Here is a 10,250-nt window from a genome sequence, read left to right as displayed (position 1 = left end):
ACGGTCGCTTCGCTCCCTGGCGAACGAGGGTGTGGGCACGGTCGCTTCGCTCCCTGGCGAACGAGGGCACCGGTCGCCAAGGAGGCCGCTTGCGGCCGAGCGTGAGCGAAGCGAGGCGACCTGACGCGAGCCTGATTGGTGTGGTTCGCCTCGGGCTCNNACGGTCGCTTCGCTCCCTGGCGAACGAGGGTGTGGGCACGGTCGCTTCGCTCCCTGGCGAACGGTCGCCGCGCTTGCCGGCCGGGGCGCGTCAGGGGAAGCCCGGCAGCCCGTCGATGCTGGTGGCGTTCTCGTCGGCGCGGTACGCCGCCATGCCGTCGGGGCCGCGCTGCTCGGCCCGCAGGCGCAGCAGGTCGCGCTCGTCGGTCATCTCCATGACGGGGACGCCCCAGCCGCAGGCGTCGCTGACCCGTGTCACGTCGACCGCGATGACGGCCCGCGTGCTGGGGTGCTCGGGGTGCAGGGCGACGACCTCGTCGAACTCGGGCTCGCCGGGCAGGTGCACCGACCCGCGGCCGTGCAGCCGGACGATGCGGGGACGGGCACCGAACGAGCTGAACATCAGGCACACGCGGCGGTTCTCGCGGATGTGCGCGATCGTCTCGATCCCGCTGCCGGTGTAGTCGACCCACGCCACGCGGTGGGGGCTCAGCACCGAGAACGAGTCGTGCCCGCGCGGTGACACGTTGACGTGCCCGTCGGCGCCGAGGGGCGCCGTCGCGACGAACCACAGAGGTTGCTGGTCGATCCAGGTGCGGAGCGAGTCGTCGATGGACTCGAAGATGCTGGCCACGTCGTCACCCTATGGCGTCCCGGCCCCCGTCAGTCGAGGAGCACGAGGCGGGCCAGGGCGGCGACGCCGACCACGAGGATCACGGCGCGCAGGACGTTCGGCGGCAGGCGTCGTCCGATGCGGGCACCGAGGTAGCCGCCGATCAGGCTGCCGCCCGCGATCAGGCCGACGACCTCCCAGTCGATGTGGTCGCGCGCCACCACCACGAAGGCGATCGCGGCGACGCCGTTGACGGCCCCTGCCAGCACGTTCTTGAGGCCGTTGATGCCCTGCATGCCGATCGTCAGCATCACGCCCATGACCCCGACGAGCAGGATGCCCTGCGCGGCCCCGAAGTAGCCGCCGTAGACGCCCAGCAGGAAGACCAGCACGACGAGCAGCACCCGCGGACGGTCGTCCGGGTCGGTGACGCCGGCAGCCTCGCGCCGCGCGGCCGTCCGACGCTGCAGCGCCGGCCCCACGACGACCATCAGCAGCCCGACCGCGATCAGCACCGGCACGATGGCCCCGAAGGCCTCGGCCGGCAGGGCGAACAGCAGCAGCGCCCCGACGAGCCCGCCGGCCACGGACGCCGGCAGCAGCCTCAGCAGCAGTCCGAGGTGCTGGCGGGCCTCGGCCCGGTAGCCGTAGATGCCGGAGGCGCTCCCGGCCAGCAGGCCGATGTTGTTCGAGACGTTGGCCGTCAGCGGGGCGTAGCCGAACAGCAGCAGCACCGGGAACGTAACGAGGGTGCCCGACCCGACGACCGTGTTGATCATCCCGGCCCAGATGCCGGCGGCGAAGATCGCGCCCAGCTCGAGCACGGCTCCTCCGATCGTGGCGGCTGTGACGTGCGTGGCACCCCCAACGGGATTCGAACCCGTGCTACCGCCGTGAAAGGGCGGCGTCCTAGGCCGCTAGACGATGGGGGCCAGAAACCCGTTCAGCATAGAGGGTGAGACGGATCGGCGCTGCACCGCATCGGGCAGGATGGGCTCATGATCGAGGTGAGCGAGGACCGGTTCGCCGAGCTGGTCGAGGCCGCCTTCGCCGCGGTGCCCGCCGAGCTCGCGGCGCTGCTCGACAACGTCGTGCTGTTCATCGAGGACGACGCGCCGCCCGACGACCCCACGCTGCTGGGCCTCTACGACGGCATCCCGCTGACCGAGCGCGACAGCACGTACGCCGGTGCGATGCCCGACCGGATCTTCGTCTACCGCAACCCGACGCTCGAGATCTGCGACACCGAGGAGGACGTCGTCGAGGAGGTCGGCATCACGGTCGTGCACGAGATCGCCCACCACTTCGGCATCGAGGACGACCGCCTGCACGAGCTCGGCTATGCCTGAGCTGCGGCGCGCCGAGCGGCGCTTCCACACCGTCGGCGACGGCGTCGAGACGTGGCACAGCTTCTCGTACGGGGTGCACTACGACCCCGAGCAGATCGGCTTCGGCCCGATCATGGCGATCAACACCGAGCACGTGGCGCCGGGCCGCGGGTACGACGTGCACGAGCACGCCGACGTCGAGATCGTCACCTGGGTGCTCGAGGGCGTCCTGCGGCACGAGGACTCCACGGGGCAGTCCGGCGACGTCCGCCCCGGCACGGCCCAGCGGTTGAGTGCCGGCACGGGGGTGCGGCACTCCGAGCGCAACGGCTCGGACACCGAGCCGCTCGTGTTCGTGCAGACGATGCTGCGGTCGAGCCGCGACGACGCGCCGGAGTACGCGCAGGTCGAGGTGCCCGGCGACACGGGCGTCCTGGTGCCGACGGTCGACGTCCACGCGCCCGCCGAGGTGTTCGCGCTGCGCCTCGCGCCCCGGGGGCGGGCCGCGGTGCCGGCGGCCGCGCGGGTCCTCGTCGTCGTGACGTCGGGCACCGTTGTCTGCGGTGACCTGCGGGCGGGGGAGGGCGACGAGCTGCGCTCGGCCGACGGCCTGGGGCTCGAGCTCGCGTCGTCCCGCGGGGCGGCCGCTCTCGTGTGGCTGCTCCACGCCTGAGCCCTCCGTCCCCGGTTCGTTGCGCCGCGCAACGAGCCCCGGACACCTGCCCGTCATCGACGGGCCATAGGCTGGGCAGGTGAAGGGTTGGAACGCGCACGCCGAGGCAGTCGAACAGCTCCTGTCGTCCTACGCGCAGATCCCCCGCGGGGCACGGGTGCGGCTCGCGAAGAAGACGTCCAACCTGTTCCGTCCGCGATCGTCCAGCGACGCGCCGGGTCTCGACGTCAGCGGGCTCGACGGCGTCATCGCGGTCGACGCGATCGCCGGCACGGCCGACGTGCAGGGCGTCTGCACCTACGAGCACCTCGTCGAGGCGACCCTGTCGCTCGGTCTGATCCCCTACGTCATCCCCCAGCTGCGCACCATCACGCTCGGTGGCGCGGTGACGGGCCTCGGCATCGAGTCGACGTCGTTCCGCAACGGGCTGCCGCACGAGTCGGTGCTCGAGATGGACATCCTGACCGGCTCGGGCGAGCTCGTCACGGCGACGCCCGACAACGAGCACGCCGACCTGTTCGACGCGTTCCCCAACTCGTACGGCAGCCTCGGCTACGCGACCCGCCTGAGGATCAAGCTCGAGCGGGTGCCGCGCTACGTCGCCCTGCGGCACGTCCTGATGGCCGACGCCGCCCAGGCCGTCGAGGCGATCGAGTCGGTCACCCGCACGGGTGCCTGGCACGGCGAGCGCGTCGACGGCCTCGACGGCACGGCGTTCACGCCCGACGAGATCTACCTGACGCTCGCGACGTTCACCGACACGCTGCCCTCGGGCGGCACCGCCGCGATCAGCGACTACACCGGCATGGGCGTCTACTACCGCTCGATCCAGCAGCGCGAGACCGACGTCCTGACGATGAACGACTACATCTGGCGCTGGGACACCGACTGGTTCTGGTGCTCGGGCGCCTTCGGCGCGCAGACCCCGTGGATCCGCCGCCTGTGGCCCGCGCGGTACCGCCGCAGCGACGTCTTCCACAAGATCGTCGGCCTCGACGAGCGCTTCGGCATCATCCGCACGCTCGACCGCATCAAGAAGATCCCCGGTCGCGAGCGCGTCATCCAGGACGTCGAGGTGCCGCTCGCGAAGGTGCCCGAGTTCCTCGAGTGGTTCGACGCCGAGGTCGGCATGCGTCCCGTGTGGCTGTGCCCGCTGCAGACCACGCGGCCGTGGCCCGTCTACCCGCTCGAGCCCGGCGAGATCTACGTCAACGCCGGCTTCTGGGGCACCGTCGAGGTGCCCGCCGACTCGCCGCCCGGCCTGGTCAACCGGCGCATCGAGGACGCCGTGCACGCGATGGGCGGCCACAAGTCGCTGTACTCGGAGGCCTTCTACGACCAGACGACGTTCGACCGGATGTACGGCGGAGAGGTGCTCGCCTCCGTCCGAGCCCGGTACGACCCCGACAACAGGCTGAGCACGCTCTACGACAAGGCAGTGAGGAACTCATGACCACAGAAGCCGCCGTCCGGCTGACGATCGCCGACGCTCTCGGCAAGCTCATGAAGGAGGGTCTGCCGTTCCGCTTCGAGGCGTTCGACGGCAGCTCGGCGGGTCCCGCCGACGCCCCCTTCACGCTGCGCCTGCTCAACGAGCGCGGCCTCTCGTACCTCATGACGGCACCGGGCGACCTCGGCTTCGCGCGGGCGTACGTCGCGGGCGACCTCGAGCTCGACGGCATCCACCCCGGCAACCCCTACGACGCGATGGTGCTCATCATGAGCCAGCTGCGCTTCAAGGTGCCGTCGGCCGCCGAGATGGTGCAGATCGTCCGCAGCCTCGGCTTCGGCAACCTCAAGCCCCCGCCGCCGCCGGCCGAGGAGCACCTGCCCAAGTGGCGCCGCGCCCTCGAGGGCATGCGCCACAACAAGAAGCGCGACGCCGAGGCGATCCACCACCACTACGACGTCTCGAACCGCTTCTACGAGCTCGTGCTCGGCCCGTCGATGACGTACACGTGCGCCGTCTACCCGACGCTCGACTCGACGCTCGAGGAGGCGCAGCACGAGAAGTACGACCTGATCTGCCGCAAGCTCGACCTCAAGCCCGGCGACCGCCTGCTCGACATCGGCTGCGGGTGGGGCGGCATGGTGCGCCACGCCGCGCGGCACTACGGCGTGACGGTCCTCGGCGTGACGCTGTCGCGCGAGCAGGCCACGTGGGCCCAGGACGCGATCAAGCGCGAGGGCCTCGACCACCTTGCCGAGGTGCGCTTCTCCGACTACCGCGACGTCCCCGAGGGCGAGTTCGACGCGATCAGCTCGATCGGCCTGACCGAGCACATCGGCGTCAAGCAGTACGGCGACTACTTCGGCTTCCTGCACTCCAAGCTGCGCGACGGCGGACGCCTGCTGAACCACTGCATCACGCGTCCGAGCAACAAGACCACGACGACCGGCGCGTTCATCGACCGGTACGTGTTCCCCGACGGCGAGCTGACGGGTGTCGGCCGCATCCAGGTCGCCGCCCAGGACGCGGGCCTCGAGGTGCGGCACGTCGAGAACCTGCGCGAGCACTACGCCATGACGCTGACGGGTTGGTGCGACAACCTCGTCGAGCACTGGGACGAGGCCCTCGAGGAGGTCACGATCGGCCGCGCCAAGGTGTGGGGCATCTACATGGCCGGTTCGCGCCTGGCGTTCGAGCGCAACGAGATCGAGCTGCACCACGTGCTGGCGGTCAAGGCCGACGCGCGCGGCGACGCGAGCTGGCCGCTGCGCCCCACCTGGGGCAGCTGAGCCCTCGCCGTCCGGTCCCGCGGTCACCCGCGGGGCCGGGGCCGTACCCGGCGCGGATACGCTCGGGACGTCCGCCGAGTCCGACCGGGGAGCATGCGTGACCGACCACCTCGACGTCCTGCGCGACCAGGTCGACCACATCGACGTCGACCCGTACGCCGTCGCGGCGCACGCCCTGCGCTACGGGACGCCCGGCCTGCTCGACCTGCTGGCGCTCATGGCCTCGGACGGCCGTGACGGGTACGACGCCGTGCAGGCGGCGGCCGATCGCTTCGCCGCCGACGGATCCCGGCCGACGGGTCTCGCCCCGCGGGCCGTCGGTGCCCTGGCCCAGGCGCTGATCGGCCGGCACCAGCGCCCCGACGGCTCGTACGCCGCCTCGGCGCGGATGCACCGGCTGGCGCACGCGATCGGCACGCCCGACGACCAGCCGACGGGGTTCGCCAAGCTGCTGGTGCAGACGCAGCTCGCCGCCGGCGGCCCGGGCGACCTCGCGGCCCTCGACGCGCTGCTGGCCGCCGAGCCCGACCTGGTCGACGAGCACCTCGCCTGGATCGTGCGCACCGACCGCCTGCGGCACGACCCCGACGCGTGGAGCGCGTCGTTCGGCGAGATCTTCGCCGAGGGGCAGGCTCCGGTGCGGCTCGGCGACGGCGACGCACGTCCGTTCGACCGGCTCGAGGCCGCGCCGGGGGCCGCAACCCCCTCCTCGCAGGGCGACGACCCCCTCCTCGTCACCGTGGTGATGTCGGTGTTCGGGGCCGACGAGAGCTTCCGCACCGCCGTGCGCTCGGTGCTGGCGCAGACGTGGACGCACCTCGAGCTGCTCGTCGTCGACGACTGCTCGCCGCCCGAGCACACCGCCGAGATCGCCGCCGTCGCCGACTGGGACGAGCGGGTCACGGTGCTGCGGATGCCCGAGAACGGCGGCACCTACCGGGTCCGCAACCACGCGCTGGCGCACGCCCGCGGCGAGCTCGTGACGTTCCAGGACTCCGACGACTGGTCGCACCCCGAGCGCCTGGCCCGCCAGGTCGAGGCCCTGCAGCGGCAGCCCGACGCGATCGCCTCGCTGAGCTCGTGGGTGCGCATGACCCCCGACCTGGTGCTCAACCGCGTGGGCTACGCCGCGACCCGCGTCAACGCCTCGTCGATGATGTTCCGCCGCGAGCCCGTGGTCGAGCGACTCGGCGGCTTCGACACCGTCCGCAAGGACGCCGACTCGGAGTTCCGCGACCGCCTCGCCGCGACGTATGGCGAGGACGCCCTCGTCGTCCTGCCCGACGTGCTGGCCGTCGCCCAGCTGACGGCCGACTCGCTGTCGCGCGACGACTTCGCCTTCGGCTGGTGGGCGCCGACCCGCGAGGCCTACGGCGCCGCTGCCTCGCACTGGCACGACCGCATCCGCCGGGGCGAGGCCTCACCGATGCTCGACGCATCGGCACCGCGGCCCTTCCCGGCCCCCGCGAGCTTCGTCGACCGCGTGCCCCCTCCGGTGACGTGCGACGTCGCGTACGTCTCCGACTGGCGTGTCGGCATCAACCGCTACGACGGGGCACCCCGCCGCGTCCGCGCGCTGCTCGACGCCGGCCTGACGGTGCACGCAGGTCAGGCCGTCCACCTGCGGCACGCCTACCGCACGCGGCGCGAGTCGGTGCCCGAGATCCGCGACCTGCGGGCCGACCGCGGGCTGGGGTGGCTCGTCTGGACCGAGCCGGTGCACGCCCGCGTGACGTTCGTCGACTCCGCCGAGCTGCTGATGTTCCCCCGCAGCGCCGCCGACGTGCGGGTCACGACCGACCGCCTCGTGGTGGCGGCCGGCAGCTCGCCGCACCAGCGAGAGCGCGGCTGGACGCTGTACGACCCGGCGACCGTCGAGCGCAACGGCCGCGAGCTGTTCGGCGTCGACGTCGAGTGGCTGCCCGCCCACGACGGGGTCGCCGCCGACCTGAGGGCCGCCGGCGCGACCGCGACGATCCTGCCGTCCCGCCCGATCGCCGTCGTCGACGCCGCGACCGCCCGCCCCGCCGTCGTGTCGCGTCCCCCCGTCGTCGGCGCCGCGCGGCTCGAGAAGATCGGCAAGAACCGCCTGCCGGGCGCCCAGCTCGTGCAGTACCTGCCGACCGACGGGTCGTGGTCGGTGCGCGTGCTGGACGACGACGAGGTCGTCCCGAAGCTGTTCCGCAAGAACCCGGTGCCGTCGACGTGGACGATCGTCGAGGGCCGGTCGATCGGTGCCTTCGCCGCGGACGTCGACGTCATGGTGGCCTTCGCGCCCGACGCGTGGGGCGACGGCGTCACGTGGCCCATGGTCGGCGCGCTCGGCGCGGGCGCCGTGCTGCTGGTCGACCCGCGCCACCGGCCGGCGCTCGGCGACGCCGCTCTGTACGCGCGCCCGGACGAGGCGCGGGCGGTGCTCGACGCGCTCGTCGCCGACCCCGCCGCGTACGCCGCGCAGCGCGAGCGCGGTGACGCCTTCGTGCGTGACGCACTCGACCCGGCGGCGTTCGCGGACGTCGTCCGGGGCCTTCGACCCATCGGATAGCCTGTCGTGGGCCTGTCGGGCCCCGCCGCCACCGTGAGCGCCGATGGGAGGAACGTCATGTCGACCGCACAGCACCGCGGCTCGTCCGCCGGCACCGGCGGGACGACCCTGACCAGGCCCGACCACGGCCGCACGATCCGCCTCGACATCGAGGGCATGCGCACGATCGCGGTCGGCTCGGTGCTGCTGGCCCACGCGGGCGTGCCGTTCCTGGCCGGCGGCTTCATCGGCGTCGACATCTTCTTCGTGCTGTCGGGCTTCCTGATCACGGGCCTGCTGGCCCGCGAGATCACCCGGTCGGGACGGGTCAGCCTCAGCACGTTCTGGGCCCGGCGGGTCAAGCGGCTGCTGCCGGCCAGCGCGACGGTGCTGGTCTTCTCGGCCCTCGTGACGTACCTGTACCTGCCGATCACGCAGCGCAAGGACTTCGGCGGCGACATCGTCTCGGCCGCCCTGTACGTCGTGAACTGGCGCCTGGCGGCCCGAGGCGTCGACTACCAGGCCGAGGACATCGGCGAGTCGCCCGTGCAGCACTACTGGTCGCTGGCGGTCGAGGAGCAGTTCTACGTCATCTGGCCCATCCTGATGCTGATCGTCGCGGTGCTCGCGGCCCGCCGCTGGAAGAACGTCTCGTTCGTCGTCCTCGGGCTCGTCACGACAGTCTCGTTCGCGTGGTCGGTCGCGCACACCGACAGCAGCCCGCAGACGGCGTACTTCATCTCGACGACGCGCATCTGGGAGCTCGGCATCGGGGCCCTGCTCGCGCTCTCGGCCGAACGGGTCGCCCGGGTCCCGGGCATCGTGCGCGCCGCCGGCGGGTGGGTCGGCATCGGGCTGATCGCCTACGGCGTGCTGGTCTTCGAGAAGACGACCCCCGCGTTCCCGGGGGCCGTCGCGCTGGTGCCGACGATCGGTGCCGCGCTCATGATCGCGAGCGGCCTGCGCGAGACCCCCGGGTCGCCGCAGCGCCTGCTGAGCCTGCGCCCCATGGTGTTCATCGGCGGGCTCTCGTACTCGATCTACCTGTGGCACTGGCCGATCCTGGTCGCCGCGGAGGCGCGGTTCCCCGATCTGCAGCTGCGCTGGACGGTCCTGCTGGCGGTGCTGTCGATCGTCCCGGCCTACCTGAGCTTCCGGTTCATCGAGAACCCGATCCGGTTCGGCACGTTCTTCCGCCCGAACGGGCGCGCGATCGGCATGGGCCTGGCGTTGACGGCCGTCGGCGTGGGCGTCGGCTGGGGGCTGGGCGTCTCGGCGACCGCCGGCGGCGTGACGGAGGCCGACCGGGCCGCCAGCCCGGGTGCCGCGGCGCTGCTCGACCCCGCGAACAAGGACGTCGACTGGTCGGCGATCCGCGAGGTCGAGCGCATGCGCCCGCTCGCGACCGAGGCGGTCGACGACCGTCCCGCGTTCTACGACGACGGCTCGGGCTGCCAGGTCTCGGACGGCGACGCGACCCCCAAGCCCTGCATCTACGGCGACGCCTCGGCCCGGCGCACCGTCGTGATCGTGGGCGACTCCAAGATGGCGCAGTGGCAGCCCACGTTCGCCGCGATGGCCGAGCGCGAGGGCTGGCGGCTCGTGCAGCTGACCAAGTCGGCGTGCACGTTCGCCGACGTCGAGTTCGCCCGCGACAACCGCGACGACTGCCGTGCCTGGGGGCGCGCGGTGCTGCAGGACGTCCTCGACCTCAAGCCCGATCTCGTGATCGAGTCGCACCGCTTCACCGACGCCCTGCCGCCGGGGCGCACCGACGACGCCGACTCGACGCAGGAGGCCCTGGTCGACGGGCTGACGAGCTACTGGCGCCAGATCACCGACGCCGGCATCCCGCTGGTGACGCTGCTCGACAACCCCGCGCCGCCCAACGCGCCGGTGTACGAGTGCGTCGCGGCGGCACCGAAGGACCTCTCGAGCTGCTCGTTCGAGCTCGCGGGAGCCGTGCAGGCGTCGGGCGCCGAGGCGCAGCGGATGGCCGCGGCCGAGGTGCCGGGCGTCGGCATCATGGACATGACGTCGACGATCTGCCCCGACGACGACCGGTGCGCGGCCGTCATCGGCAACGTCCTGGTGTACCGCCAGGGCACGCACCTGACGAAGACGTTCATCGACTCGGCCGAGCCCCAGCTGGCCGCGGCGCTGTACGACGCGTCCGAGGGTGCCTTCGGCCGGACGATCGAGACGCCCTAGCCG

General features: G+C 72.3%; 8 protein-coding genes and 1 tRNA gene. 6 read left to right on the top strand and 3 right to left on the bottom strand.

Features of this window, described 5'->3' with window-relative positions:
* Positions 1 to 250: 250 nt before the first annotated feature.
* The 3 genes from ASD10_RS00395 to ASD10_RS00385 form a co-directional block, all read right to left on the bottom strand.
* Positions 251 to 793 carry a pyridoxamine 5'-phosphate oxidase family protein gene (locus ASD10_RS00395; protein ID WP_056603037.1) on the bottom strand — a complete coding sequence of 181 codons (543 nt, stop codon included), beginning with the start codon at positions 791 to 793 and terminating at the stop codon, positions 251 to 253.
* Positions 794 to 822: 29 nt separating this feature from the next.
* Positions 823 to 1,596 (bottom strand): sulfite exporter TauE/SafE family protein, encoded by a 774-nt coding sequence (locus ASD10_RS00390; RefSeq protein ID WP_255355078.1) that lies wholly within the window; start codon positions 1,594 to 1,596, stop codon positions 823 to 825.
* Between the two features lie 32 nt (positions 1,597 to 1,628).
* Positions 1,629 to 1,704, bottom strand: a tRNA-Glu gene (locus tag ASD10_RS00385).
* Between the two features lie 66 nt (positions 1,705 to 1,770).
* On the opposite strand from ASD10_RS00385, the gene ASD10_RS00380 reads away from it, so the two are divergent.
* The 6 genes from ASD10_RS00380 to ASD10_RS00355 all read left to right on the top strand — a co-directional run bounded on the left by ASD10_RS00380 (position 1,771) and on the right by ASD10_RS00355 (position 10,247).
* A complete protein-coding gene (locus ASD10_RS00380; RefSeq protein ID WP_056603024.1) occupies positions 1,771 to 2,121 on the top strand; it encodes a metallopeptidase family protein in 351 nt (116 codons plus the stop codon).
* On the top strand, positions 2,114 to 2,773 hold the full coding sequence (locus tag ASD10_RS00375) for a pirin family protein (protein WP_056603019.1): 660 nt from the start codon (positions 2,114 to 2,116) through the stop codon (positions 2,771 to 2,773). The genes ASD10_RS00380 and ASD10_RS00375 overlap by 8 nt, the downstream gene beginning before the upstream one ends.
* A 79-nt stretch (positions 2,774 to 2,852) precedes the next feature.
* Entirely contained in the window at positions 2,853 to 4,226 is a 1,374-nt protein-coding gene (locus ASD10_RS00370; RefSeq protein ID WP_056603018.1) for an FAD-binding oxidoreductase, read from the top strand.
* Positions 4,223 to 5,512, top strand: coding sequence for a class I SAM-dependent methyltransferase (locus tag ASD10_RS00365; RefSeq protein ID WP_056603015.1), 1,290 nt, complete (start codon positions 4,223 to 4,225; stop codon positions 5,510 to 5,512). The genes ASD10_RS00370 and ASD10_RS00365 overlap by 4 nt, the downstream gene beginning before the upstream one ends.
* Positions 5,513 to 5,609: 97 nt before the next feature.
* The gene (locus tag ASD10_RS00360) at positions 5,610 to 8,057 is read left to right on the top strand and encodes a glycosyltransferase family A protein (protein WP_056603012.1); all 2,448 of its coding nucleotides are present in this window, start codon (positions 5,610 to 5,612) and stop codon (positions 8,055 to 8,057) included.
* 57 nt (positions 8,058 to 8,114) lie between these two features.
* Positions 8,115 to 10,247 (top strand): acyltransferase family protein, encoded by a 2,133-nt coding sequence (locus ASD10_RS00355; protein ID WP_056603009.1) that lies wholly within the window; start codon positions 8,115 to 8,117, stop codon positions 10,245 to 10,247.
* Positions 10,248 to 10,250 lie beyond the last annotated feature (3 nt).

The sequence above is a fragment of the Aeromicrobium sp. Root472D3 genome (assembly GCF_001426485.1).
Classification (GTDB): domain Bacteria; phylum Actinomycetota; class Actinomycetes; order Propionibacteriales; family Nocardioidaceae; genus Aeromicrobium.
The sequence above is the reverse complement of the archived record's forward strand: the minus strand, read 5'-3'. Positions and strand labels throughout refer to the sequence as shown.

What these genes read in the sequence shown, in the direction of transcription:
- ASD10_RS00380 (WP_056603024.1), top strand. Translation starts at nt 1,771, where the DNA reads ATGATCGAGGTGAGCGAGGACCGGTTCGCCGAGCTGGTCGAGGCCGCC.
- ASD10_RS00375 (WP_056603019.1), top strand. Translation starts at nt 2,114, where the DNA reads ATGCCTGAGCTGCGGCGCGCCGAGCGGCGCTTCCACACCGTCGGCGAC.
- ASD10_RS00365 (WP_056603015.1), top strand. Translation starts at nt 4,223, where the DNA reads ATGACCACAGAAGCCGCCGTCCGGCTGACGATCGCCGACGCTCTCGGC.
- ASD10_RS00355 (WP_056603009.1), top strand. Translation starts at nt 8,115, where the DNA reads ATGTCGACCGCACAGCACCGCGGCTCGTCCGCCGGCACCGGCGGGACG.